General features: G+C 63.2%; 30 protein-coding genes and 1 pseudogene. 8 read left to right on the forward strand and 23 right to left on the reverse strand.

The window, feature by feature from the left end; all coding sequences use genetic code 11:
- Positions 1-5: 5 nt before the first annotated feature.
- The 5 genes from NKH35_RS15035 to NKH35_RS15055 form a co-directional block, all read right to left on the reverse strand.
- Positions 6-383, reverse strand: a complete 378-nt coding sequence (locus NKH35_RS15035; RefSeq protein WP_023683823.1) for a MarR family winged helix-turn-helix transcriptional regulator — start codon at positions 381-383, stop codon at positions 6-8.
- A gap of 70 nt (positions 384-453) precedes the next feature.
- Positions 454-591: a hypothetical protein gene (locus NKH35_RS15040; protein ID WP_023683824.1), complete on the reverse strand. Its 138-nt coding sequence runs from the start codon at positions 589-591 to the stop codon at positions 454-456.
- A gap of 23 nt (positions 592-614) precedes the next feature.
- On the reverse strand, positions 615-881 hold the full coding sequence (locus tag NKH35_RS15045; protein WP_023683825.1) for a hypothetical protein: 267 nt from the start codon (positions 879-881) through the stop codon (positions 615-617).
- Positions 882-1,074: 193 nt separating this feature from the next.
- The gene (locus NKH35_RS15050) at positions 1,075-1,797 is read right to left on the reverse strand and encodes a DUF805 domain-containing protein (RefSeq protein ID WP_023683826.1); all 723 of its coding nucleotides are present in this window, start codon (positions 1,795-1,797) and stop codon (positions 1,075-1,077) included.
- Between the two features lie 325 nt (positions 1,798-2,122).
- Complete coding sequence (locus NKH35_RS15055; RefSeq protein ID WP_023710257.1) at positions 2,123-3,964, reverse strand: DEAD/DEAH box helicase; 1,842 nt, start codon at positions 3,962-3,964, stop codon at positions 2,123-2,125.
- 424 nt (positions 3,965-4,388) lie between these two features.
- Here NKH35_RS15055 and NKH35_RS15060 point away from each other — a divergent pair, with 424 nt between their 5' ends.
- Together NKH35_RS15060 and NKH35_RS15065 are read left to right on the forward strand one after the other, a co-directional pair.
- Positions 4,389-5,423, forward strand: a complete 1,035-nt coding sequence (locus tag NKH35_RS15060; RefSeq protein WP_023671698.1) for an aspartate-semialdehyde dehydrogenase — start codon at positions 4,389-4,391, stop codon at positions 5,421-5,423.
- A gap of 225 nt (positions 5,424-5,648) precedes the next feature.
- Positions 5,649-6,101, forward strand: a complete 453-nt coding sequence (locus NKH35_RS15065) for a GNAT family N-acetyltransferase (protein ID WP_023726012.1) — start codon at positions 5,649-5,651, stop codon at positions 6,099-6,101.
- A 3-nt stretch (positions 6,102-6,104) separates the two neighbouring features.
- On the opposite strand, the gene NKH35_RS15070 is transcribed toward NKH35_RS15065, so the two are convergent.
- Positions 6,105-6,512: an ACT domain-containing protein gene (locus tag NKH35_RS15070; protein ID WP_023671700.1), complete on the reverse strand. Its 408-nt coding sequence runs from the start codon at positions 6,510-6,512 to the stop codon at positions 6,105-6,107.
- A gap of 357 nt (positions 6,513-6,869) precedes the next feature.
- Here NKH35_RS15070 and NKH35_RS15075 point away from each other — a divergent pair, with 357 nt between their 5' ends.
- The 3 genes from NKH35_RS15075 to NKH35_RS15085 all read left to right on the forward strand — a co-directional run bounded on the left by NKH35_RS15075 (position 6,870) and on the right by NKH35_RS15085 (position 8,239).
- Positions 6,870-7,280 (forward strand): DoxX family protein, encoded by a 411-nt coding sequence (locus NKH35_RS15075; protein WP_023687655.1) that lies wholly within the window; start codon positions 6,870-6,872, stop codon positions 7,278-7,280.
- Positions 7,281-7,294: 14 nt separating this feature from the next.
- Entirely contained in the window at positions 7,295-7,822 is a 528-nt protein-coding gene (locus NKH35_RS15080; RefSeq protein ID WP_023831887.1) for an SRPBCC family protein, read from the forward strand.
- A gap of 153 nt (positions 7,823-7,975) precedes the next feature.
- Positions 7,976-8,239 carry a YMGG-like glycine zipper-containing protein gene (locus NKH35_RS15085; RefSeq protein ID WP_023687657.1) on the forward strand — a complete coding sequence of 88 codons (264 nt, stop codon included), beginning with the start codon at positions 7,976-7,978 and terminating at the stop codon, positions 8,237-8,239.
- Positions 8,240-8,326: 87 nt separating this feature from the next.
- Here NKH35_RS15085 and NKH35_RS15090 read toward each other — a convergent pair whose 3' ends face one another.
- From NKH35_RS15090 to NKH35_RS15120, 7 genes are all read right to left on the reverse strand, one after another.
- Positions 8,327-9,172, reverse strand: a complete 846-nt coding sequence (locus NKH35_RS15090) for an acyl-CoA thioester hydrolase/BAAT C-terminal domain-containing protein (protein ID WP_023831886.1) — start codon at positions 9,170-9,172, stop codon at positions 8,327-8,329.
- An 87-nt stretch (positions 9,173-9,259) separates the two neighbouring features.
- On the reverse strand, positions 9,260-9,661 hold the full coding sequence (gene rpsP / locus NKH35_RS15095) for a 30S ribosomal protein S16 (protein ID WP_023671705.1): 402 nt from the start codon (positions 9,659-9,661) through the stop codon (positions 9,260-9,262).
- A 105-nt stretch (positions 9,662-9,766) separates the two neighbouring features.
- Positions 9,767-10,093 (reverse strand): chorismate mutase, encoded by a 327-nt coding sequence (locus NKH35_RS15100; protein ID WP_023671706.1) that lies wholly within the window; start codon positions 10,091-10,093, stop codon positions 9,767-9,769.
- A gap of 7 nt (positions 10,094-10,100) precedes the next feature.
- The gene (gene ffh / locus NKH35_RS15105; RefSeq protein WP_023831885.1) at positions 10,101-11,687 is read right to left on the reverse strand and encodes a signal recognition particle protein; all 1,587 of its coding nucleotides are present in this window, start codon (positions 11,685-11,687) and stop codon (positions 10,101-10,103) included.
- A 382-nt stretch (positions 11,688-12,069) separates the two neighbouring features.
- A complete protein-coding gene (locus NKH35_RS15110; RefSeq protein WP_352915166.1) occupies positions 12,070-13,020 on the reverse strand; it encodes a CPBP family intramembrane glutamic endopeptidase in 951 nt (316 codons plus the stop codon).
- Between the two features lie 147 nt (positions 13,021-13,167).
- Positions 13,168-13,767: a DUF1236 domain-containing protein gene (locus tag NKH35_RS15115; protein ID WP_023671709.1), complete on the reverse strand. Its 600-nt coding sequence runs from the start codon at positions 13,765-13,767 to the stop codon at positions 13,168-13,170.
- Positions 13,768-13,829: 62 nt separating this feature from the next.
- Positions 13,830-14,927 (reverse strand): zinc-binding metallopeptidase family protein, encoded by a 1,098-nt coding sequence (locus NKH35_RS15120; protein WP_023671710.1) that lies wholly within the window; start codon positions 14,925-14,927, stop codon positions 13,830-13,832.
- Positions 14,928-15,220: 293 nt separating this feature from the next.
- Here NKH35_RS15120 and NKH35_RS15125 point away from each other — a divergent pair, with 293 nt between their 5' ends.
- Complete coding sequence (locus NKH35_RS15125) at positions 15,221-16,018, forward strand: lytic murein transglycosylase (protein WP_023671711.1); 798 nt, start codon at positions 15,221-15,223, stop codon at positions 16,016-16,018.
- 100 nt (positions 16,019-16,118) lie between these two features.
- Here the strand turns inward: NKH35_RS15125 and NKH35_RS15130 are convergent, their stop codons facing one another.
- The 3 genes from NKH35_RS15130 to NKH35_RS15140 all read right to left on the reverse strand — a co-directional run bounded on the left by NKH35_RS15130 (position 16,119) and on the right by NKH35_RS15140 (position 18,406).
- Positions 16,119-16,427 (reverse strand): hypothetical protein, encoded by a 309-nt coding sequence (locus tag NKH35_RS15130; RefSeq protein WP_023755653.1) that lies wholly within the window; start codon positions 16,425-16,427, stop codon positions 16,119-16,121.
- Between the two features lie 185 nt (positions 16,428-16,612).
- The gene (locus NKH35_RS15135; protein ID WP_023710248.1) at positions 16,613-17,035 is read right to left on the reverse strand and encodes a hypothetical protein; all 423 of its coding nucleotides are present in this window, start codon (positions 17,033-17,035) and stop codon (positions 16,613-16,615) included.
- A gap of 138 nt (positions 17,036-17,173) precedes the next feature.
- Positions 17,174-18,406 carry an argininosuccinate synthase gene (locus tag NKH35_RS15140; RefSeq protein ID WP_023698861.1) on the reverse strand — a complete coding sequence of 411 codons (1,233 nt, stop codon included), beginning with the start codon at positions 18,404-18,406 and terminating at the stop codon, positions 17,174-17,176.
- 188 nt (positions 18,407-18,594) lie between these two features.
- Here NKH35_RS15140 and NKH35_RS15145 point away from each other — a divergent pair, with 188 nt between their 5' ends.
- Positions 18,595-19,236 (forward strand): LysE family translocator, encoded by a 642-nt coding sequence (locus tag NKH35_RS15145; RefSeq protein ID WP_023730267.1) that lies wholly within the window; start codon positions 18,595-18,597, stop codon positions 19,234-19,236.
- On the opposite strand, the gene NKH35_RS15150 is transcribed toward NKH35_RS15145, so the two are convergent.
- The 5 genes from NKH35_RS15150 to NKH35_RS15170 all read right to left on the reverse strand — a co-directional run bounded on the left by NKH35_RS15150 (position 19,208) and on the right by NKH35_RS15170 (position 22,611).
- On the reverse strand, positions 19,208-19,675 hold the full coding sequence (locus NKH35_RS15150) for a hypothetical protein (protein ID WP_023730266.1): 468 nt from the start codon (positions 19,673-19,675) through the stop codon (positions 19,208-19,210). The genes NKH35_RS15145 and NKH35_RS15150 overlap by 29 nt on opposite strands.
- Entirely contained in the window at positions 19,672-20,904 is a 1,233-nt protein-coding gene (gene rlmN / locus NKH35_RS15155; RefSeq protein ID WP_023755651.1) for a dual-specificity RNA methyltransferase RlmN, read from the reverse strand. The genes NKH35_RS15150 and rlmN overlap by 4 nt, the downstream gene beginning before the upstream one ends.
- 110 nt (positions 20,905-21,014) lie before the next feature.
- A complete protein-coding gene (locus tag NKH35_RS15160) occupies positions 21,015-21,518 on the reverse strand; it encodes an invasion associated locus B family protein (protein ID WP_023755650.1) in 504 nt (167 codons plus the stop codon).
- Between the two features lie 314 nt (positions 21,519-21,832).
- Positions 21,833-22,195, reverse strand: coding sequence for a YkvA family protein (locus tag NKH35_RS15165; protein WP_023738024.1), 363 nt, complete (start codon positions 22,193-22,195; stop codon positions 21,833-21,835).
- A 119-nt stretch (positions 22,196-22,314) separates the two neighbouring features.
- Positions 22,315-22,611 carry a 4a-hydroxytetrahydrobiopterin dehydratase gene (locus NKH35_RS15170; protein ID WP_023738023.1) on the reverse strand — a complete coding sequence of 99 codons (297 nt, stop codon included), beginning with the start codon at positions 22,609-22,611 and terminating at the stop codon, positions 22,315-22,317.
- 104 nt (positions 22,612-22,715) lie between these two features.
- Between NKH35_RS15170 and NKH35_RS15175 the strand changes: the two are divergent.
- Positions 22,716-23,242 (forward strand): annotated as a pseudogene (locus tag NKH35_RS15175) (low molecular weight protein-tyrosine-phosphatase).
- Here the strand turns inward: NKH35_RS15175 and thpR are convergent.
- Complete coding sequence (gene thpR / locus NKH35_RS15180; protein WP_023755649.1) at positions 23,146-23,742, reverse strand: RNA 2',3'-cyclic phosphodiesterase; 597 nt, start codon at positions 23,740-23,742, stop codon at positions 23,146-23,148. The pseudogene NKH35_RS15175 and the gene thpR sit on opposite strands and share 97 nt — an antisense overlap.
- Before the next feature lie 271 nt (positions 23,743-24,013).
- A complete protein-coding gene (locus NKH35_RS15185; RefSeq protein ID WP_023702600.1) occupies positions 24,014-24,658 on the reverse strand; it encodes an arylesterase in 645 nt (214 codons plus the stop codon).
- Positions 24,659-24,671 lie beyond the last annotated feature (13 nt).

The raw sequence follows: 24,671 nt of genomic DNA on the forward strand, positions 1-24,671 counted from the left end.
CCGACTCAGCGGATCTCGCCGGCCAGCCGTTTCAGCAGGCCGACGAGTTGCGCCTCATCCACGGTTGAGAAAAAAGCAGCGTCGGCGGCTTCGACGGCGACGATAGCGCGCTGGACTGCGGCCGTCCCCGTCGTGGAGACGCGGATCACCTTGGCGCGGGAATCCCGCGGGTCGGTGTCCCGCACAATCAGTCCCTTTGCCTCAAGCCGGGCGACGACGTCCGACGTCATCTTCACCTCGGTGCCGGCCTGCGCGGCGAGTTGGACCTGGTTGGGCGGCTCGCCATAGCGGCCGAGCCACATCGCCGAAGCCAGCAGCACGAACTGGACATGGGTAAGGTCAAGCGGGGCCAGCGCCGCCGTCATGACGCGCTGCCAGCGCATGGTGGTTCGCCAGAGCAGCAAGCCGGGGCTCTCGGATGGTCCGCTGAAGCGCGTGTTCAGATCCCCTTGATCAGCCACCGTTCGCCAACACCATTGCCTGCTCGAACAGTTTAGCCATCGAAGTGTCGAAATCGCCGCTGATCTGCGGCCCGAGCTCTGGTCCGACCTCGGCGGCCGATGGGCCGGAAATCTCGAGGCGATGAGTCACTTGAGTGCCACCCTCGACCGGCGTCAGCGTATGCCTGAACAGCAGTTTCGTGTCGCCGAAGAGGTCTCGTCGGCATAGGTTACAGCGTCGACGAGGTCGACGATCGTCGATTCGAAGGTGTCCTGCCCGACGGGCGTTACAGAGACGCGGGTGCCCTTGGCGAACGGGCCGTGCAGCACGAAGGTATCGGAGCCTTCGTAGGTGAGGCGGCCTTCGTGCAGCGCCTTGAGCGCGTTCCAGATGGCCTGCGCCGAAAGGGGGGAAATTGCGGTGTACTCGTTGGTCCACATTTGTCTTGGCTCCATCATCCGTTTTCGATCGTCGATTTGATGATTGCACAGATTGTCTGTGCACAGACTAAATGGCAAGAGAAATATTTCGTTCGTCCGGTCAAAACAGCAGCTGCCTTCCCGGCTGCGACCTAAGCCATTGTTATAGCACGGCTGTCCGCAAACAGCCGGCTGCTCATTTCTTGGCGCGGGTCTAGGCTCCGCCTCCTCCAGGCACCGGCCCCCACTGGTTTTCGTGGGCCTGGGTCGGGATCAATCCGAGTATCAGCGCGAGGATCAGCGTAGCCGGAGCGAACATGAAGGTGATTGCGAAGTAAGGTATTGCCAGCCAGCCGGTCAGGCCGATGTCGTGCAAGCGGCGCACGACGAGCCCGACCCAGGGCAGGAACGTCGCTAGCCAAAACAGCCCCCAGACGCCGATCATCACAATCGGCCAGTTGCCGGCATCGAAATTGCCGACGGCCTGGTCGGCGAGGGCGCCGGCAATTCCGACCAGGATGAAGCTGACGGTCCAGAACAGGCAGTAGCCCCAGAATTCCTTGCGGCGGGCGCGTTCGGCGAAGTTGATGTAGTTGCGCGTCACGCCTCGCCAGAAATAACCCGGCAGTCCGCTATCGCGAACCGCGCCGTCTTCCGCCAGGCGGCCGAAATGCTGTGGGGCGGCTGAAGCGGCAGCCGCCTTGGGCGGCGCGGCGCTTGCCGCTGGCGCAGCGGTGGCGGGACTGGCGGGCTGGGCGCGGATTGAAAAAACGTCGCGCGCCTGACCGCTTGCCGGCAGAAACTCGACCACAGCGCCGTTCGCGATCACGGTATCACGGCGCAGATCCTCGCGCGCGAAGGTGTAGCGGTTGCCGTCCGCCCCGGTGATGAAGCCGAAACCCTGGGCCTCGTCATAGTGAAGAACTTCGCCGCGCATTTAGCCTCGCCCCCGTGCAGGCACAGACTGTTCAAAGTTGCGGCGGACTGCAAGGGGGTGGACGAAATGGAGGGCGAACGGTTCAGGCATGAGTTGCTTTATTTTCCGGTGCGTTGGCGCTGCCCCTCACCTGCCTGCCGGCATCCTCTCCCCGTATAGTGGCGGGGAGAGGGGTCGCTGTTATCGACGATTCCACCAATCGCCAACGTTGCAAGAAGAGCGCCAAGGCTGCGGTCAGCCCTTTCTCCCCGTCACTATACGGGGAGAAACGCCCGGCAGGGCAATGAGGGGCAGCGCCTACATCTGTAATTGGCCGATAAGAGCCTCAAACCGGCCGCTTCTTCGGTTTCTTGTTCTTCGGCGGTCCAGCCTTGTCGAATTTCGGTTTCCCGGCCCAAGGCTTTGCATCGCCGGGGGGCCGTTCCCGCTTCTCGAATTTCGGCTTGTGTGCGCTTTGCGGCGCCTCGAACGGGCGCTTGCCGCGATGCGGCTTCTTGTCGGGCTTCGGCGCCTGGTAGCCGGCCCGCGACAGGTCGGGCGTGCCGTCCAGGCGCTTCACCGCAATGTTGCCCTGCAATTTCTTGTCGGGGCCGACGGCGGCGAGGAAGCGATCGGCCCAGTCGGCCGCGATCTGCACGTAGGTCTCATCCTGCTGCATCTTGATGGAGCCGATCTCGCGCTTGGAGATGTTGCCGGTGCGGCACAGCATCGGGATCAGCCAGCGCGGCTCGGCATTCTGCTTGCGCCCGATCGACAGCGAGAACCAGACGCTGTCGCCGAAATCGTCGCGGCGGCTGGGCGCTTCGTCGCGGCGTTCGAATTTTTCGCCCGCCGGTCTGTCTCGCGACGGCGTGAAGGCCGCGACCTCCGTCAGTTCCTCGGGCGCCGAGCGGCTGGCGCGGCATTGGCGCACGAAGGCGGCGGCCACCTGTTCCGCGCCATGCTTGGCCAGAAGCGCGTCGATGAAGCCGCGCTCGTCCTCGGCAATCGGCTCTTCGAAGGCTGGATCGGCAAGGATGCGCTCGTCGTCGCGCTTGATGACGTCGTCGGCGGAGGGCGGGCTCGCCCATGTCGCCTTCAGCCCGGCATTCTGCAGCAGCCGTTCGGTGCGCTTGCGGGCGCCGTTGGGCACGATCAGCGCGCTGACGCCCTTGCGTCCGGCTCGGCCGGTTCGGCCGCTGCGGTGCAGCAGCGTTTCGGGATTGGTCGGCAGATCGGCGTGGATGACCAGTTCGAGATTGGGCAGGTCGATGCCGCGCGCCGCGACATCCGTGGCAATGCAGACCTTGGCGCGGCCGTCCCGCATCGCCTGCAGCGCGTGGGTGCGTTCGTTCTGGCTGAGCTCGCCCGACAGCGCCACGACGGAAAAATTGCGGTTGTTGAAGCGCGCCGTCAGATGATTGACGGCGGCGCGGGTGTTGCAGAACACCAGCGCGTTCTTCGCTTCGTAAAACCGCAGCACGTTGATGATGGCGTTCTCGCGGTCGGGATAGGCGACATTCAGCGCCCGGTACTCGATATCGAGATGCTGCTTTTCCTCGCCGCCGGCCGAGATGCGTACGGCGTCGCGCTGATAGCCTTGCGCCAGCGTGGCGATCGAGCGCGGCACGGTGGCCGAAAACATCAGCGTGCGGCGCTGAGCCGGTGCGGCATCGAGGATGAATTCGAGGTCCTCGCGAAAGCCGAGGTCGAGCATCTCGTCGGCCTCGTCCAGCACCACGGCTTTCAGCGCCGACATGTCGAGAGAGTTGCGGGTGATGTGGTCGCGCAGGCGGCCGGGCGTGCCGACGACGATGTGGGCGCCGCGCTCCAGCACGCGCCGTTCGGAACGCATGTCCATGCCGCCGACGCAGGACGCGACGGTGGCGCCGGTCGGCGCGTAGAGCCATTGCAATTCGCGCATCACCTGCAGAGCGAGCTCGCGCGTCGGCGCCACGGCCAGCGCCAGCGGTGCGCCAGCCTGGTCAAAACGCTCGGCGCTTCCAAGAAGGGTCGGCGCCAAAGCCAGGCCGAAGGCGACAGTCTTGCCGGAGCCGGTCTGCGCCGACACCAGAGCGTCGGCCTCGCCGAGTTCCAGCACCGCCTTCTGCACCGGCGTCAGCTCGGTATAGCCGCGTTTTTCCAGCGCCTCTGCCAGCGCAGGAACGATACGTTCGAAATTGGACATCTCACTCTTTCGGAATTCGGGGCATGGGCTCATCATGCAGCACATGCCGGGGCTGGCGCCACGCCAGCCAAACACTATTTGGGCGTTCGTACTTCTTGCGGCCGCTATTGTACAGGGCAAGCGAGTGCCTGGCCGCAATTGACTCCTGACGCAAACCGCGTAAAAGCCGGCATCGAACGGGATCATTTTCGATGCGCGGCCTTCTGATGGCTCTTCTTGCATTCGACTTCCCCGGCCACAATCATGGGGCCGGGCGCGTTGGCGCGTCTTACCGTTCCAGCAAAACTATGGCCAAAACCACCACCAAAACGGTGTGATTCCCTTGGCCTAACCACCCTCTCCCGGGTCCGGCCCGGGGGACAAAACCCGCATTGGCCGGCGGGTTTTCTCCAAAAACCAAGCGGAGAGGGACAGGAGATTTCTGATGAGTTTCAAAGTTGCGGTAGTCGGCGCCACGGGCAATGTGGGGCGCGAAATGCTCAACATACTGGAAGAGCGCGGCTTTCCGGTAAGCGAAGTCGTGGCGCTGGCCTCGCGGCGCAGCCAGGGCACCGAAGTGTCGTTCGGCGACCGTTCGCTGAAGGTCAAGACGCTCGACCAGTATGATTTTTCCGACACCGACATCTGCATCATGTCGGCCGGCGGCAACGTCTCCAAGGAGTGGTCGCCGAAGATCGGCAAGCAGGGCTGCGTCGTCATCGATAACTCGTCGGCCTTCCGCTACGACCAGGACGTGCCGCTGATCGTGCCGGAAGTGAACCCGGATGCGATCTCGCTGTTCACCCGCAAGAACATCATCGCCAATCCGAACTGCTCGACGGCGCAGCTGGTCGTGGCGCTGAAGCCGCTGCACGATGTCGCCACCATCAAGCGCGTCGTCGTCGCCACCTATCAATCGGTATCGGGCGCCGGCAAGGAAGGCATGGACGAACTCTTTACACAGACCCGCGCGGTGTTCGTCGCCGATGGCGTCGAGGTCAAGAAGTTCACCAAGCGCATCGCCTTCAACGTCATTCCGCACATCGACGTCTTCCTCGACGACGGCTCGACCAAGGAAGAGTGGAAGATGGTCGCCGAGACCAAGAAGATGCTCGACCCCAAGATCAAGCTGACGGCGACCTGTGTGCGCGTGCCGGTGTTCATCGGCCATTCCGAAGCCGTCAACATCGAGTTCGAAAAGCCGATCACCGCCGACGAGGCGCGCGATATCCTGCGCGAAGCGCCGGGCTGCCAGGTCTTGGACAAGCGCGAGGATGGCGGCTACATCACGCCGCTGGAATCGGCCGGCGAGGACGCCACCTTCATCTCGCGCATCCGCGAGGATTCGACCATCGACAACGGCCTGTCGATGTGGATCGTCTCCGACAATCTGCGCAAGGGCGCGGCGCTCAACGCGGTGCAGATCGCCGAGCTTCTGGTCGAGCGCGGCCTGATCCAGCCGAAGAAGAAGGCGGCCTGACGGCTGGTTTGTTTTCGCTCACGGGGTTCGGCCTTCGGCCGATTCCGTTTATCGCTCACGGGCCGTATCGCCGCTGCCGCGGCTGGCCCTCCGCGGGGCGCCGGAAAGCCGGCGGCCCGTAGTCGCGGGCTCGGCCTTCGGCCGAAGCCTTCCTTCTCCCCGTTCACGGGGAGAAGGTCCCGGCAGGGGGATGAGGGCAGCGCTGACCTCTGTTGAGAAACGCCTTTGAACGATCCCACCAAAATCGTGCTGCGCCCCGCCACGGCTTTGGATGCCGCGACCATCGCCATTGTCATGCGGGCCGCACTTGGCTCGTTCTCCTGGATGCCGGTCATCCACACGCCGGATGAGGATCTTGCCTTCATCCGCGAGATCGTGCTGTCCCGGCAGCAGGTGACGGTCGCCGAGGCCGGCACCGGCATTGTCGGCTTCATTGCCCTGAGCGGCGATTGGGTGGAACAGCTCTATCTCGACCCCGCCTGGACGGGGCAAGGCATCGGCAGCCGGCTGCTGGTGCAAGCGACCGCCGCGCTACGGATCGTTAAACTGCATTGCTTCCAGGCCAACACCGGCGCGCGTCGCTTCTACGAGCGCCATGGCTTTCGCCCCGAGGCGTTCGGCGCGGGCACCACCAACGAAGAAGGCCTGCCGGATATTCTCTACCTGCGTCGAGCTTGATATTCAGCCGGCGTTATCCTTGGCCAGTTGGCGCAATAACTCCATCGCTTCCTCGGCCCGCTCAGCGGGCACGAACAGATGGTCATGATAGAAAGCAGAGACCGGATTGACGCCCATGCCGGCGGCGGCAAGCCGGGCGGTGATGGCGGCGAGGAAGCCGACGGCTTCCAGCGAGGAGTGGACGTTCAGGGTGATCATGCGGCAGCGGAACGAAGCGGTCAGCCCGGCCGCCCGTGCCGCGTCCTCGGTCACGATCAGTGTCACACCCTCGCGCTCGCGAAAGACCATCACGGGATCGAGGCCTGCCTGCCGGCTGATTCCAGGTGTGAGCGTAGCGAACACGTAGACGTCCGGCAGCAGTTCCGGCGTCATCGCCGCCAGCAGCTTTTTCAGATCAGTCTCGCCGGCCATTCGCTCGTCTCTCGCCCAGCCCTATCAATAGCCGTGACTGGTGGATGTCGATAGTCCGTCAAGGTGGAGGGACAGCGCCCCCCTCTGCCCTGCCGGGCATCTCCCCCGCAACCAGGGAGATCGGCGGTTTCGATGCTCCGCTCATTCATGGAACATTGCCGAAGCGGTCGAGCGTGTAATCTCCCCCCTTGCGGGGGAGATGGCCGGCAGGCCAGAGGGGGGTGTGAAGGATCGCCACGCAGCGGCTTTTGCTTGCTGCTACCCAAAAAGAATCCGCACCCTGTAGGATCGCCGCCCCATCGCTCGTCCTTGGTCCGAAGCCAGCAAACGGCTCGAACCGCTTAGGAGGGAACACCCGTGAGTATTTCTCAAACCATGCCCGTCTCATCGGGCGCCCTGTGGACCGGCCGCGTGCTCAGCGGCCTCATCATCCTGTTTATGATCTTCGACGGCGTCATCAAGCTGCCGCCGCTCGATGTCGTCACCCAGACCATGGTGCCGCTCGGCTGGCCGGCCGATGTCAATGTCGCGCGCACGCTCGGCATTATCGGGCTGATCTCGACCGCGCTCTATGCGCTGCCCCGCACCTCGGTGCTCGGCGCCATCCTGCTCACCGGCTATCTCGGCGGCGCCATCGCCACAAATATGCGCGTCGGCAGCCCGTTGTTTTCGCACACGCTGTTTAGCGTCTATCTCGGCATCATCCTGTGGGGCGGTCTCTATCTGCGCGACCCAAGCGTGCGCGCCCTGATCCCGTTCAGCCGTTAAGCGAGGAGAAAAACATGCTCAGCACCATTCTCATCCTCCTGGTCGTCATCATCGCCGCCGTGCTCATCTATGCGGCGACGAGGTCGAATGATTTCGTCACCGCCCGCACCGCCAGCATCAAGGCCGCGCCGGAAGCGATCTTTCCGCTGATCAACAATTTCAAGCACTGGCCGGAATGGTCACCCTACGAAAAGCTCGACCCGCTGATGAAGCGCACGCTGTCGGGCGCTGATGCCGGCAAGGGCGCCGCCTACGCCTGGGAAGGCAATGCCAAGGCCGGCAAGGGACGCATGGAGATCGTCAATTCCGTGCCATCCTCGCTGGTGTCGCTGAAGCTCGACTTCGAGAAGCCGTTCCGGGCCAGCAACAGCGTCGACTTCACCCTGAAGCCCTCGGGCGACACCACCGCAGTCACCTGGGCAATGCGCGGCAGCCGGCCCTTCATTGCCAAGCTGATGGGCCTGTTCATGAGTTTCGATACGCTGATCGGCAAGGATTTCGAGGCTGGCCTCGCCAATCTGAAAAAGGCAGCCGAAAGGTAGAAAAGCCTGGATTTTCAACAAGCTCGGCGGCGGTCGGCACGAATGTGACCGGCGCGGACACCGCGATCTCTCACGTCATCGGGATCAAATCAGCCGTCTGGGAGTTAGAGCCGTGGCGGCGAGGACGGCGATCCGCGTGAGAGAGGAACGATAATGAAAAGAGCGATGATCATTCTGGTACTGGCGACCGCACTGGGTGCGTGCTCGCAAACCGAAAAGGGTGCCGCGGTCGGCGGCCTCGGCGGCGCGGCGGTTGGCGCAGCTGTGGCAAATGATCCGGTTCAGGGCGCCGTCGTCGGCGGCGCCGTCGGCGCCGTGGCCGGCGCGCTGATCGGCCGTGCCAGCGAAAGCGGTCAATGTCGCTACCGCGGCCGCAACGGGCGCACCTACATCGCCAGCTGCCCCGACGGTTATTGAACACAGCCAGGTCCAACATCGGAAACCGGCGGCTATAGATCGCCGGTTTCGCTGTTGCCCAAGGCAGCTGGACCATGGCTGCCTGCGCTACAGCAATCCCCGGATATGCTCCCAAGCCAGGCGGCCCAGGCGTGTGTCGGCGTCGTCATTGCCGCCATGGGCGTGCAGCCCCGAGCGCGGCGTGTTTTCGCCCGGCAGCAGAATGCGGTGGCCGGCGTCGGGCACTGAGACGAGGCAGGTGGTCATTGCTGTGTCCTGGCGACGCCGAACGATCGACTGGGCAAAATCCAGCGATGGCCATAGCGCGTCGTCGCCGCCCGCAACCAGAACAATGTCGGCTGAAATAGCTTCGGCGGGAATGGCAGCCTTGGCCGCTGCGTCCTTGAAGGTTTGCAAGGCACGTAGGAAGAGCCCCCGGTAGGACACCAGACCATCGACATACTCAGCGTTCCAAGCGGGACTGCTTGGGACAAACGGCAAAGGAATCCCCTCGAGCGTCCACGACGATCGTTCCGGCCAGCTGACGCCGTCGCGGCCCGGCCCGATATTGCCCCAGACCACCGATGTCGGGCTGATCGCAACCACGAGGCCGATGCGTGGATCGTGAGCCGCCGCAAGCAGGGAGGCCTCGGCGCCTTTCGAGGTCCCGACATAGACGATGCGCCGGCATCCCATCTGGACAAGATAGTCGGTCGCCGCGAAAAACGTTTCGAGCGGGATCTCGCAAATGCCGGGCACCTGACCTTCGCCGCCAAACCATTGCAGCGCGAGAGCGGATGCTCGTTCCTTGGCAAAGAGCCGGGCGCGGGTGACGTCGATGCGGCCGCTCGATCCGCTGAGCACGACGACGCCTGTCGTGGCGCCGGCGCATCGCAACAGCGTTCCGGCTACGCCGCCGAAAAGGGTCTCTTCCGTGACGGTCCGCTCAGTCATCTTTCGTTCGAACGCATATGACATCGCCGCACATTAGCAAAACGGCGGGCACAGGCCCGCCGTTTTGTCGATGCGATGACGCGATGCTTATTCTGCGGTGGCGGCTTCCGCTTCGGCCGGGGCTGCAGCAGCGGCGGCAACGGCGGCGGCAGCGTCTTCCTGGGCCTTCTTCAGCAGAGAGGCGCGTTCCTGCGCCTTCTTGCCGGGCTCGGCCTTCTTCGGGTTGGAGCGGGCTTCGCGCTTGAGGAGGCCGGCCTCATCGAGGAAGCGCAGCACGCGGTCGGTCGGCTGGGCGCCGTGCGACAGCCAATGCTTGACGCGGTCGGCGTCGACCTTGACGCGCTCGCCGTCCTTGGGCAGCAGCGGGTTCCACGAGCCGATCGACTCGATGAACCGGCCGTCGCGCGGCGAACGGGCGTCGGCGATGACGACGTGGTAGTAAGGGCGCTTCTTCGAGCCCGCACGGGCCAGTCTGATCTTCAAGGGCATTTCATTTCTCCTAAAATTTCTGATCTCAGTGTTGGGTTAATGGCTTTGTCTGGTGCAGGTCGTTGTCCCAAAACCGCTGCGCACTTTTGGGCGACATGCACTTTGTTAGCCGGTTTTGCTTGCGCCGTTGGACGCGGCGATCTGCTCGTGATGGCGGATCACTTCGCGGACGACGAAGTTGAGGAATTTTTCCGCGAAATCGGGGTCGAGATGGGCGTCCTTCGCCAACTGGCGAAGGCGGGTGATCTGCTCCTGCTCGCGCGCCGGGTCGGCGGGCGGCAGGCCATGCTCGGCCTTGAGCACGCCGACCGCCTTGGTGCAGCGGAAGCGCTCGGCCAGCATATGAATGAGGGCGGCGTCGATGTTGTCGATCGAGGCGCGATAGCCGGCCAGGATGGTGCGTGCGTCGGCCATGTCTTTTTCTTCGTTCATAGCGTCCTCACTTCTTCTTTCCGAGGCCGGGCAGACCACCGCCGCCAAGGCCGGGAAGCTTCATGCCGCCGGGCAGACCGGGCAGGCCACCGCCGCTCGGGGCGGGCCGGCCCTTCATGCCGCCAAGACCGGGCATCTGCTTCTGCAAGGCTTCGAGCTGCTTGGGATCCATCTTGGAGAGGTCGGGCATGCCGCCACCCATCATGCCGCCGGGGCCACCCGGCATCATGCCGCCGAGGCCCATCTTGGAGGCAAGGCCGCCCATCATGCCGCGCATCAGGCCGCCGCCTTTGCCCTTGCCGCCCATCGCCTTCATCATGTCGGCCATGCCGCGATGCATTTTCAAGAGCTTGTTGATCTCGGCCGCATCCGTGCCTGAGCCGGCGGCGATGCGCTTCTTGCGCGAATGTTTCAGCATGTCCGGATTGGCGCGCTCGGCCTTGGTCATCGACGAGATGATGGCGAGTTGGCGGCCGAACATCTTGTCGTCGAGGCCGGCGGCCGCCATCTGGTCCTTCATTTTGCCCATGCCGGGCATCATGCCCATGATGCCGCCCATGCCGCCCATTTTCGACATCTGCTGAAGCTGGCCGGCAAGGTCGTTCAGGTCGAACTTGCCCGACTGCATCTTTTTGGCCATCGCCGCCGCCTGCTCGGCGTCGATGTTTTCGGCGGCCTTTTCGACCAGCGAGACGATGTCGCCCATGCCGAGGATGCGGTCTGCAATACGCTTGGGGTGGAATTCCTCCAGCCCGTCCATCTTTTCGCCGGTGCCGATCAGCTTGATCGGCTTGCCGGTGACGGCTCGCATCGAAAGCGCGGCACCGCCACGGCCATCGCCGTCCATGCGGGTCAGCACCAGGCCGGTGATGCCGACGCGCTCGTCGAAGCTTTTGGCAAGGTTGACGGCGTCCTGGCCGGTCAGCGAATCCGCGACCAGCAGGATTTCGTGCGGGCTCGACATCTTCTTGATGTCGGCCATCTCCACCATCAGCGGCTCATCGATATGGGTGCGGCCGGCGGTGTCGAGGATGACGACGTCATGACCGCCGAGCTTGGCTGCCTGGACGGCGCGCCTGGCGATGTCGACCGGGTTCTGGCCCGCAATGACAGGCAGGGTCGCGACTTTGACCTGCTCGCCGAGCTGGCGCAGCTGCTCTTGCGCCGCGGGCCGCCGCGTGTCGAGCGAGGCCATCAGAACCTTCTTGTTCTGGCGCTCGGTCAGGCGCTTGGCGATCTTGGCGGAGGTCGTCGTCTTGCCGGAGCCCTGCAGGCCGACCATCATGATGACGACCGGCGCCGGCGCATTGAGGTCGATGGCGACGCCCTCGGCGCCGAGCATGTCGACCAACTCGTCATGGACGATCTTGACGACCATCTGTCCGGGCTTGATCGACTTGACGACGGCGGCGCCGACGGCCTTCTCGCGCACCTTGTCGGTGAAGGAACGCACCACTTCCAGCGCAACGTCGGCTTCGAGCAGCGCACGGCGCACCTCGCGCAACGCCGCCGAGACATCAGCCTCCGACAGCGCGCCGCGGCCTGTCAGGCCGTTCAGGATGGAGCCAAGGCGCTCCTGAAGTGATTCAAACATTGGTCAACCCGCCGCGCGAGAGCGCCTTGGATTCATGGTGATCCCTGTCGGGCCGATGGCCCTCCACGCCTCTTGTGCGCTCCTGCAGCGATTCAAACATTCCGTTTCCTTTTCTCAGGCACCCCGATGGTGCCCGAGAGGTAGTGCGTTCGCGCCGCTCATCCAAGCAAAGCTCAAAACCAAAAAGCACCCGGGGGCGCTCAGCGCTGCCGGGTGTTGGCCTCCAGGATCTGTTTACAGCACCCACCTCAAAAGGTTTTGGCGTCCTGGTCGGCTTGCTCGGAGGGATACTCGTCGCGGATTTCGGGGCTGTAGACAGGAAATCGGCCGAAGAGTCAACACAAGGGCGGCTTCCCGGTCTCTGGATCGGTCCCTGTTTAGTTCACCCTGCATCCCGAGGGTCGGCCGTAACCTTCAGCGGCGAGCGCGGGTGCAGAAGCAGCAGGATCGTCAGCAAGGTGCAGACGATACCGATGGCGGCGATGATGACGGCATCCGTCGTCGTCCAGTCCGGACCTTCCAGCGGCTTGGCGTTGAACAGGGCGAAGGAATTGTAGTTCTCCTGATGCGAGATCAGCAGGAAGCCGGTGAGATTGTTGCCGAGATGGGCGCCGAAGGCGGCGCCGAGATTGCCGGTGACATAAACCACCAGCGTCAACAGCAAGGCGAAGGCGGCGATCGAGGCCAGCACGCAGGCGTTGATGGCGGGGGTCGAGCCCGAGCTCCAATGCAAGGAGGTGAACAGCAAAGCGGGCAATAGCGCCCACACGTAAGGGCTCTCGAAGCGCCTGGCCAGGCCGCGCAGCAGATAGCCGCGAAACAGCATCTCCTCGGACGAGGTCTGCAGCAGGGTCAGCGCCACGATCGGGAGCAGGAACAGCAGCCAGGTCGACAGGTTGATCGTGCCGCGGGCGATTTCGGGCTGTAGCCAGTAGAGCAGGATTTCGGAAAGCGCCGATGTGATCAGCACCGCGACCAGGCCCTTGAGGAAGCCCGACAAGGACACGCGGCGGCTGGCGCCGAAAAGCGCCGAGAGCGGCTCGCCATGGACGAAACGCATGGCAAGCCAGAGGCCGAGCCAGATGCCGGTAAACGAAGTGAGTGCGGTGAGTATGCCGATGGGCGAGGCCAGAAAGCCCTGAAGCGGCCCGCGCGGATCGTCCGGCAATACATGCCAGACGATCGCGACATAGGTGCCGCCAAGCACCACAACCAGGGTGATCGCCACCCAGAACAGGACGACGACTGCCGTTCCAATTATCAGCCGCGGCAGGTTCGTCTTTTCGGTGGCCGTGTTGCTATAGCGCTCGAAGGCGGCTGGATCTGATATCACGCGAATTCCTCTGCCGAACGCATCGGGTCGCATGATCTAGGGGATCGTCGGCTCTCGCGCAATTGCTGCTGTTCAGCGACCCTTTTGCCGCCCTCAGCCTCGGCAGGAGGGCGGCACGAGTTCACTTGTCATTCTTTCCAGGCAAAATCAGCGCACGACGTACATGATGCGCCGTGTCTGCGGGTCGACCAGCGCCTGCTGGCCATTCACATAGACGTAGCGGTAGCGGTAGTCGGGGATTTCGCGCAGTTCGACCGTGTCGGGCAAGGTGGCACCGGTCACCACCTCGCCCTCGAGATAGACAGGATCGAGCCGGTGCGTGCTGACATAGGTGCCGACTTCCGCCGGTGGCCTGTCGATGGCGTCGACGGGGCCGTCGTCGGACAGAATCGCACCGGTATAGGTATCGGGATAATCATCCTGCGGCGGTGTAACCACGGTGATGGCGGCGTTGGCGGGGCGGCGTGTCAGAACGACCCGGTTGCCGCCGAAATCGGCCGTGACATAGTCGGAATAGACCCAGCCCTGGCCTCCGGCTTCGGCAATGGTGCACCATTTGCTGTTTTCGATGCAGCCATTGAGCGTCGCCGACTGGCCGGCGGCGAGCACGCCGATCACAGGATATTGCGGGCCGGGGCCGGCGCGCACATTAAGATCGGTGACGGCCGAGACGGCGGTATCGGCGAGTGCCGCACCCGACATCGCGACAAGCGCCCCGGCGACGGCCGGAAACAATATGCGTCTCATGGTTTCTCTCCCTTTCATGGTCCCTCGCGACACCAAACGAAACCAGAACGCATGCGTTCCGGCTAAAATACCGACGCCAGCTCACGATTTGTTCCGGTTTCTTTCGGCAAACCGGTCAAAAGCTCATGCACGAAGCTGAGTTTCTGCGCCGTCACGTCCGAAATGACGAAGGGATAAAGGTCGGGCAGGCCCATGCAGCGGTTGATCGAGTTGGAGGCTTCCGAGAGTACCAGCCAGCGGGCGAGAATCTTTTCGAACGGCTCGGGCACGGCGTCAGGTTCCGCGGGCGCCGCCTGCAACCGGCCGCCGGTGTCGCCTTGCGGCAGCACATTGGTCTCCATCGTCTCAAGCTGGCCGAGTGGAAAATTCAGCGCGTGCACCATCTCCAGCGTGTCGGTGATGTGGAGGTGGTGCGCCCAGGTCTCGGCCCAGTCTTCCCATGGATGCGACGTCGCATAGGCGGAGATGTGGTTCTGCTGCCAGTCGGGCGCAGCGCCATTGGCGTAATAGGCCTTCAGCGCCTGCTCGTAGTCGGGGCGTTCGTCGCCGAACAGCGCCCGGAAGGCATCGAGCCGTTGCGGCTCGTCGCGGATCAGCCGGTCCCAGTAGTAATGGCCAAGCTCATGACGGAAATGACCGAGCAGCGTGCGGTAATTTTCGCCCATCTCGACGCGACGCCGCTCGCGCTCGGCCGAGTCCGCCTCGGCGACGTTGAGCGTGATCAGGCCGTTGTCGTGGCCGGTAAGGATGCGTTCGCCGCCGGGACCGCCGCCGATCGGATCGGCAATGAAGTCGAAGGCGAGGCCGATTTCGTCGCCGTGCTTGTGCTTGGGCACGACCGGAAGGCCGAAGGCGAGCAGCGAATAGACGGCGCGCTTCTTGGCCGCCTCGACGCGAATCCAGCGGCGGCGGTTGCCGTCGACGGAGAGGTCGGGGATCAGCTGGTTCAGCACGCAGGCGCGGCAGTAGGTATGACCCGGTTCGGCCATCCAGTTGCAGGCGCATTCATCCGCATTGGTGCAGTGGAAGATGCCGTCGACGTCAGACAAGGCAAAGCGCGCATGCTCGGGATCGTAAAGCACGAGACTCCCGCAATTCAGGCACTGCGCATTCTCGAAGTAGAGGCGATGGCCGCAATGCGGGCAGTCGAACAGTTTCATGTCGATCTCGATGCGTCAGGCGTTGGCGTATGGCGTCAGAGGAGGAATATGGTGCGGAGCGGCGCCTCGCCCAAACGCCCGCCACGGGCCGCCGTTCCATGCCCCCGTCACCTCTTTTTACCCGAGCAGCGAATTCGCCTGCCCGGCACCGGGCGTTTCGGCCACAATAAGCACTTGATCGTAAGCAAATTCCGCTGCATTGGCCAGGGTAGCGCCGGGGGTACGGTGACAATGGCGCGTTTCGCTGGCAAGTTCGCAACCGGGACGTGATTCAGGCAATCAGGAGAGAAAGCATGGCATTGCTTGCCAAGGGAAAGATTATTGCTGCCGCGGTGGTCGCGGTACTCGCGCTGGCGACGGGCGCGCAGGCGGCGGCCAGCTGCGGCAAGACCGGCGCGGGCTTCGAAGCGTGGAAGCAGGACTTTGCCGCGCAGGCCAGGTCCGAAGGTGTTGGTGGGAAGGGTCTGGCTGCTCTGGCCGGTGCCAGCTACGCGACAAAGACAATCTCCGTCGACCGCGCCATCCACAAGGCGTTCAGCGGTTCGGTGGACGCCTTCATGAAGCGCCGTGGCGGAGCTGCGATCATTTCCAGGGGCCGTGCGCTGAAGAAGTCGAATGCGGCGATGTTCGACAGGATCGAGAGCAATTACGGCGTGTCGCCGGGCGTGTTGCTGGCCATCTGGGGCATGGAAACCGGCTTCGGAGCCTCCCTTGGCAACCAGAACACCGTCTCCGCAATTCTGACGCTTGCCTATGATTGCCGTCGCCCGGGGTTCTTTTACCCGCACGCCATTGCGGCGCTGAAGCTGGTCGATCGCGGCGCGCTCAGCGCCTCGTCGGTCGGCGCTGCGCATGGCGAGATCGGCCATACGCAGTTCCTGCCCGGCAATGTCCTGAAGTATGGCGTCGGCAACGGAAATCTGCGCGACAAGGCAACGGCCTTGGCTTCGACGGCCAACTTCCTCAAGGCTCATGGCTGGCGGGCGGGTGCGAGCGCGAGTGCGAATATGGGCGCCATCGCCGGCTGGAATTCCGCCAGCGTCTACCAGCAGGCCATCGCCCAGATCGCCGACGCGATCGACGGCGGCTGACAGAAATATCCAGATCGAAGAACGGAAAGCCCGGCCATGCGCCGGGCTTTTCTGCAAGGACTGGAGCTTTTGGCGGTCAAACCGTTCAGCAGCCAAGCGGCTACCCGCCTTTTATGACCTTCCAGATGTCCGTGGACTGGTCGAACTGGAGGCGGTTTATGTCGGAGAAGGTCAGCCGGCCGCTCTTCATGGCATCGGCAAGGCGGCGGCACAGCAGTGGCGGCATGCGCTCCAGGGAAACGCCCATAAAAGCGGCGATCTCGTGTTTGGCCGATATATTCGATATGGCCACCTTGGTGATGCAGCGATCGAATGCCGCCTCGGGATCCTGTTTCACTTGCTCCTGCCCAGTCTGGCAACCGGCCAGCATGACGACCATTGCAGGCAGGGCCACAAACCACGGCTTCATTGTCAGCTGCCCCCATCGATTGTGAGGAGGCTGGATAAGGGCCCGAAAAGATCAAGCAGGAAAAGAACTGAGTTCTTTGCCGCCGCTCTGTTTCTTTGTTTTTACGCAGTTACGGACGAAGTCGGGCATGCTCTTTCTCGAATTGCTCGATCGTTGGCGCAAATGCCGGCTGAGCGACTGGGCTCTCAATAATGTGCGTAGCCGCTCAACGGGCACTTCTGGGAAATAGGAACCTCGAAGGCGCCTTCAGTACCTTTGCAGCTCCGGAATTTGGAGTTGCGCAGCACCGGCGCGGCCCTGGCAGCCGCCTTTGACTTGCCCTTGATGACCAGCCATATCTCGGTCGGCAGGTCTAGCTGCACTCTGTTCAAATCGGAGTAGCTGATCCGCCCGCTGCGTACGCCTTCGGTGATACGCTGGCAGAACAGGGCCGGCATGCGCTCCTGCGAGACGCCCATGAAAGAGGCGATTTCGTGCTTGAACGTGATGCTCCACAAATGGACTGCGGAGATGCACCCGTCCTGCTCGCGTTTCGCGGCCGCCTGCGAGGACTGGCATCCGGTAAAGACGATGGCCGCCGCAAGCATGAGAAAAATGGCGTTTTTCACGATCAGAATCCCTCGTCCCGCAAGGAATTTAGATGAGGCTTTTAAAAGGTCAAACGGAAACCATGTCAGCCAGCTTGGCCTCTTATATTAGAGGTACCAAATAAAAACCCTGCGTGACCGCCGGGTTTTCCTGGAACACTAGTTTGGTTCACCCTTGCGGCTCCTTGCCGCCAGCGTCCTCAGCCGCAGCGCATTGAGGCGGATGAAGCCGGCGGCGTCCTTCTGGTCGTAGGCGCCGCGGTCATCCTCGAAGGTGACCAGCGCGTCGGAATAGAGCGTCTTCTTGGATTTGCGGCCGGTGACCATGACATTGCCCTTGTAGAGTTTCAGGCGCACCGTGCCTTCGACGTCTTCCTGGCTCTTGTCGATCATCGCCTGGAGCATCAGCCGCTCGGGCGAGAACCAGAAGCCGTTGTAGATCAGCTCGGCGTAGCGCGGCATGAACTCGTCCTTGAGGTGGCCGGCGCCGCGGTCGAGCGTGATCGATTCGATGGCGCGGTGGGCGACGATCAGGATGGTGCCGCCGGGGGTCTCGTAGACGCCGCGCGATTTCATGCCGACGAAGCGGTTCTCGACCAGATCGAGCCGGCCGATGCCATTGTCGCGGCCAAGATCGTTAAGCGCCGTCAGCATGGCGGCCGGCGACAGCTTCTTGCCGTTCAGTGCAATCGGATCGCCCTTCAAAAATTCGATCTCGATCTCGGTGACCTTGTCCGGCGCCTCCATCGGCGAGACGGTGCGCTGATGGACGAATTCCGGCGGCTCGCTCCACGGGTCTTCCAGCACCTTGCCCTCGGAAGAGGAGTGCAGAAGGTTGGCGTCGACCGAGAACGGCGCCTCCCCCCGCTTGTCCTTGGCCACCGGGATCTGGTGCTGCTCGGCGAAGTTGATCAGGTCGGTGCGCGACTTGAACGACCAGTCGCGCCACGGCGCGATGACCTTGATGTCGGGATTCAGCGCATAGGCCGACAGCTCGAAACGCACCTGGTCGTTGCCCTTGCCGGTGGCGCCGTGCGCAATGGCATCGGCGCCGACCTCCTGGGCGATCTCGACCAGGTGCTTGGAAATCAACGGGCGGGCGATCGAGGTGCCGAGCAGGTAGGTGCCTTCATAGACGGCGTTGGCGCGAAACATCGGGAAGACGAAGTCGGCGACGAATTCCTCGCGGACATCGACGACGCGGATATCCTTGATGCCCATCATCTCGGCCTTCTTGCGCGCGGGCTCCAGCTCGCCGCCCTGGCCGAGATCGGCGGTGAAGGTGACGACTTCGGCGCCGAGCTCGGTCTGCAGCCATTTCAGGATGATGGAGGTGTCGAGACCGCCGGAATAGGCGAGCACGACCTTCTTGACGTCTTTTGTCTTGGGCATTGCTGGGGACATTTTGGCGGTTCCGCGCGATGAGTTTCGCGGGCGAGGTATCACGGCATTTCCGGCCAGCGCAAGGGATGAACGGCTCCGGCTGCCGCAGCCACTGGACCAGATGCCACGCCAGCCAGTTGCTGGCGTGAGCGGGGAGGCTGCGTTATAGACCGACGATCATTCGCCAGGGGCCACCGATGTCCTTCATTCCCGACACCACAACGCTGATCCAGTTCGCCATCGCCACCATGATCCTGGCGATCACGCCAGGACCGGATATGACGCTGTTCGTCTCGCGCACACTGAGCCAGGGCCGCGCCGCCGGCTTTGCCTCGCTGGCGGGTGCTCTGTTCGGCACGCTGATCCATACAACTTTGGTGGCGGTCGGCATCTCGGCGCTGATCGTCGCCTCGCCGATGGCCTTCCTGGTGCTGAAAATCTTCGGCGCCGCCTATCTGGTGTTCCTGGCCTGGCAGGCGATCACCAAGGGCTCGGCGTTTTCACCGCAGAAGAAGAATGGCCCACAGATTTCGCTGTTCCGCAGCTGGGCCGCCGGACTCGGCGTCAACCTGCTCAACCCGAAGATCATCCTGTTCTTCATGACGTTTCTGCCGCAGTTCGTCTCGGCTCACGATCCGAACGCGCCGGGAAAACTGTTCTTCCTCGGCCTCATGTTCATCGTGCTGTCGATCCCGGTGACGGCGCCGATGGTTTTTGCCGCGGAAAGGTTTTCGGCGGCGATGAAGGCCAGCCCGCGGGTGACGCGGGTGGTAGACTATCTCTTTGCCGGTGTGTTTTCGGCCTTCGCGCTCAAGATCCTGACCGCTCAGGCGAAGTAGCGGCCTGCCACCAGCTTCCGGCCCAGCGGCCGGCGCTTAGCCAGTAGAAGATGCCGCCGACCATGCCGCAGCCGATCACCGCGGCGATGGCGTGCGGTTTCGTGACGTCGAAATCCACGTTCTGATGAACGAAGCCGAGGAAGGCCGCGGCCACGACGCCGCCCGCGAGTGCATAGAACAGCCAGTCGCGGCGGCTGAGGACCTCGGAGATCAGGATTGCGACCACCGCCGGTATGAAAGCGAAATAGGCGACAAACAGCGCCACGAACGGAATCGAAAAATAGAGCGCCGTGGCCATCATCGGGTGCGCATCGTCCGGCTTATAACCGACGGAAGCCATGAACAGCACGTTGAGAAAGGCGCTCGCCGCCAATGAGGCGACGACATAGCCGAACAGGATGACAGCGAAACGGAGGATATAGGCGAAGAGGCGGCTCACGCCTCGCCATGCCCCGCAATCATCATGGCTTCCAGCGCCAGGCGGTCGACCTTGCGCATGCGTTCGGATTCGGATTTGAGCTGGCCGCAGGCGGCCAGGATGTCGCGGCCGCGCGGCGTGCGGATCGGCGAGGCATAGCCGGCATTGTTGATGTAGTCGGCGAATTTCTCGATCGTTTCCCAGTCCGAGCACTGGTAGTTGGTGCCCGGCCACGGGTTGAACGGGATCAGATTGATCTTGGCCGGAATGCCCTTCAGCAGCTTGATCAGCCCCTTGGCGTCCTCGATGGAATCGTTGACGTCCTTCAGCATCACATATTCGAAGGTGATGCGCCTGGCGTTGGACAGGCCCGGGTAGGCGCGGCAGGCCTCGATTAGTTCCTTCAGCGGATACTTCTTGTTGATCGGCACAAGCAGGTCGCGCAAATCGTCATTGGTGGCGTGCAGCGAGATCGCCAGCATGACGCCGATCTCCTCGCCGGCGCGGAAGATCTCGGGCACGACGCCGGAGGTCGACAGCGTGATGCGGCGCTTCGACAGCGAAAGCCCATCACCGTCGGAGGCGATCAGCAGCGCCTTCTTCACGGCTTCAAAATTGTAGAGCGGCTCGCCCATGCCCATCATGACGACGTTGGAAACTTTGCGGCCCTCGGCCGGGACGATGGCGCCGTCGGGTGTGTCGCGGTCGGGGAAGTCACCCAGCCGGTCGCGGGCGGTGAGCAATTGCGCCAGGATCTCTTCCGCCGTCAAATTGCGCACCAGCTTCTGTGTGCCGGTGTGGCAGAACGAACAGGTCAGCGTGCAGCCGACCTGCGAGGAGATGCAGAGCGTGCCGCGGCCTTCTTCGGGAATGTAGACGGTCTCGATCTCGACCGGACGGCCGGCACCGCGCGGCGGAAAGCGGAACAGCCACTTGCGCGTGCCGTCGGAGGAAATCTGCTCCTCGACGATTTCGGGCCGGGCGACGGTAAAATGCTTGTCGAGTTCGGCGCGCAGATCCTTGGAGATGTTGAACATGCCGGCAAAATCGGAGACGCCGCGCACATACATCCAGTGCCAGAGCTGCTGGGCGCGCATTTTCGCCTGGCGCTCGGGCACGATGCCGGCACTGACAAGGGCTTCACCGAGCTCGGCCCGGGTCAGGCCGATCAGCGACGGCTTCTCGGGCGTGGCGCGAGCGCGCAACGCGTCGCGTGCGCCCTCAGTGGTGAGATCGAAGGAAAGGGTCATATCAGCGCCAATATAAGCGAATTGCGGCCGATTTCATCCGTCGTGCCGAAAAGAAGCGCGGCGCATAGCACAGGTTGCGGCGAGAGTCATGCGGCGGGAACCGCGCTAGCCTACTTGCACTTGGCGATCGACGTCAGCGCGGCCGAGATGCCTTTCAGCGAAAACACATAGGTCGTCGGATTGCCGCGGCCAGACTTCGCCGAGACCTTCATGTCGGTGCCGGTCTTCATGGCGGCGATCAGCACCGGCTCTTCGGCGGCGTTCTCGACCCAGGCCGACTTGCCGCGGGTGAACATCGAGAACGTCTTCTTGTCGATGGTGACGGTGGCCTTGGAGCCTTCCTGGAATGTGTAGCCGGCGATGAATTGCGGCTCGTAGGACACTTGCTGGCCCGGCCGCTGGCTGACGAAGAAGAACATGTCGCCGTGATCGAGCGTCGGCGGCTGCTTGTCGGTCGGCACGGTGAGCACATAGCAGACCTTGCCGCCCTGCGCCTGGTAGCTGTAGGTGCCCCAGGCATTGTGCTGGCCGATCTTGGTCGCCTGCTGCGCCAGCGCCGGCGCGGCAAAAGCCACCAGGACCAGGCTCGAGAATAGTGCAATCAATCCGCGCATCGCTTTTCCCGTATTCCAAATGGTGCGTGGCAGGCCGGCTTGGCGTCCTGCCCGTCGCTTCATTTTGATTTAATCTGGGTTACCAAACGGTGAATTTCCCTCGGAAAAGGACATTCACCCATGGAAACCACCGCCATTTCCGCGCCGCTTCTTGAAAAAACGGCTTTCGCAATGTCCCTGCGGCGACTTGGAGGCCACGAAAGCGGCAAGAGTTTGACTTTTCCAACGGCCGCAGCGGAACCCGAAGCCAAGCCGCTATCGTCCTGTTTGAGCGGAGGATTTCTTCTGAACCCAGTTGCCAACGCGACGCCGATTCAGCTCTTGTCGGCGATCGCCGCCTTGGCGGCCTTGCGGTGCGCAGGGGTGATATGGGCGCTTACCGTGGAGATCGCGGCGGTCAGCACGGCGATGTCGTCGGTGAAGCCGAGGCCGAAGACGAAATCGGGTATGACGTCGACCGGCAGCACGAAATAGCCAAGCGCTGCCAGCAATATGCCCTTGGCACGCAAAGGCGTCTTCCTGTCGAGCGCGCAATAATAGCCGGCGACGACCTCTTCCATGAACGGAATCTGCCGGGCGGCCTTCTTGGCCGTGCGCCAGAATTTGGCGCGCACTTCACTCTCGTCGCCGAGCTTGCTGCCGAAGCCGAAGAAATCAAAACCGGGCTGCTGCGCCATCAATCCTCTCCTTGCCGGCCGTCGCGCTACGCGTTGCGCGCGGCCGCCACGGAAAATGTGGTGAAAGTCCCGGTCCACTGCAAGAGGATGGCGCCGATTTGGCGTTGCCGCCCCAGCGTTCAGCCGCCAGCATACCCATTCATCTTCTTGGCCAGCGCGATGTCGAGCGCAGTGACACCACCGGCATCATGGGTGTTGAGCGTCACGTCGACAGTCTTGTAGACGTTCGACCAGTCGGGATGATGGTCCATCTTCTCGGCGGCCAGCGCGACGCGGGTCATGAAGGCGAAGGCTTCGGAAAAATTCTTGAAGTCGAAGCTGCGCTTGATGGAGGCGCCATCGGCTGCCTGCGACCAGCCGGCCAGTTCGGCCAGTGCGCCGGCGATGGCGTCCTTGCTGAGTTTCTCTCTCGTCATGATGATTTCCCGTGCTATCCCAGATATCGACCCTCACCATAATGCAAGTCGCCCAAAAGTCCTTTGCGTTTTGGGCTTCCAAATGCACGAACGGCGCATATCGAATGAGCGTAAAGCCGATAAATTCCATACTCTTCGTCTGCCTCGGCAACATCTGCCGCTCACCCCTGGCCGAAGGCGTGTTCGCGCCGTGCTGGCGGAACGCGGCCGCGACATGGTGCTGGACGACATCGTGCTGGACTCTGCGGCGACCGGCGGCTGGAACCTCGGCGAAGCGCCCGACCCGCGCTCGATCGCGATTGCGGCCCGCCACGGCCTCGACATATCAGGGCAGCGGGCACGCAAGGTCAGGCCGGGGGATTTTTCGCGCTTCGACCTGATCCTCGGCATGGATCGGCAAAATGTCCGCGACCTCAAGGCGTTGGCGCCGGCCGGTGCCCGCGAACGTATTCATCTCTTGGCAGAGTTTGCGCAGGGCAAAACCCGCGACGTGCCGGATCCCTATTATAACGGGGCCGAAGCGTTCGCTTCGGTCTACCGCATGATCCGCGAAGCGTCGGAGGCGCTGGCGACGAGATTGGTGGCGCGGGCGTCGACGCCGGAGAGCGGCCACGCCTCCTCGACAATGTAGGGACCGCCGCCGACCGAATCGCGCGACGACATCAGCACGAAGCGGCCGACGCGAAACGGCAGCGTCGAAAAATTGCCGCGCGCCGACAGGTACTGCGCGACGTCGAGCGGGCTCGAATTGCGCAAGCGTGCCAGCGTAACATGCGGGGTGAACTTGCGCGGGTCGGCGGGCAGGCCGAGCCGCTGGCAGATGCGGTCGATTTCGCTCTGCAGCGCCGAAAGGTCGGGCGAGGCGAAGACGCCGGCCCAGACGGCGTGCGGCTTCTTCTGGCCGAAAGCGCCAACTCCGGACAGGGTGAGCGAGAAGGATGGGCGGTGCACCCGGTCGAGCGCGTTGGCGATTTCGTCGGCGATATGGCCTTCGACGTCGCCGATGAAGCGCAGCGTCAGATGGTAGTTTTCGACATCGATCCAGCGGGCTCCGGGCAGGCCGCCCCTGAGCAGGGACAGCGAAAGAGCGGCGTCACGGGGTATTTCGAGGGCGGTGAAAAGACGCGGCATGGTGAGCCTCCCTTCCTCGAATCGAACTGTGCCCCTAGCGAATCATCGATAGTCAAACGGGGCAAGTGGTTTGTTGGTTGCAGGCATTTTTACGAACAGGCGCCTCCAAGCGATGAATAAGCACTTGCCGTGCCGCTTCGGCGCTTGCATTACCCAGATGCTGCATATGCTCTTCGAGCGCAGCATGGATGACTCGGGTCATCGGCAGCCCGGTCTTTTGTTTCAAAGTTCGCGCGAGGCGAACGCCGCGTTATTCTCGTCAGGCCGGCGTTCAACCGCCACCCTCAACTGCCGCAATCGCCTTCTCCACGGCGGGCATGATGCGCTCGACCATCGCTGCGATGCCCTTCGGATTGGGATGCAGGCCATCCTCCAACTGCAGGCCGGACTGCCCGGCGACGCCATCGAGAAAAAACGGATAGAGCGGCACATCGTATTTCGCGGCCAGCTTTGGGTAGATCGCATCGAAGGCGTTCTGGTAGTCGGCGCCGAGATTGGGAGCGGCGCGCATGCCGGCCAAAAGCACCGCGATCTTGCGCGCTTTCAGCTTCGCCAGCATGTCGTCCAGGTTCTTTTCCGTAATGCTGGGCGAGACGCCGCGCAGCATGTCGTTGGCGCCGAGTTCGAGGATAACCAGCCTTGTCCCATCCGGCACCGACCAGTCAAGCCGCGCCAAGCCGCCGCTCGAGGTGTCGCCTGAAACGCCGGCGTTGGCGACGGTGACGTCATGGCCTTTGGCGCGCAGCGCAGCTTGCAATTTGTCGGTAAAGCCATCGCCAGGCCCGAGGCCGAAACCGGCCATCAGGCTGTCGCCGAAGCCGACGATGGTGAACGTCTCGGCGCGCACAGACGAAATGGCGCCGCAAAGGGTGACGAAAAGGACGAGCCCTGCGGCATTCAAGCGTTTGAAAGACATGTGGCAGCCCCCA

Origin of the sequence: Mesorhizobium sp. M1143 (genome assembly GCF_040318435.1) — a bacterium.
Classification (GTDB): Bacteria; Pseudomonadota; Alphaproteobacteria; order Rhizobiales; family Rhizobiaceae; genus Mesorhizobium.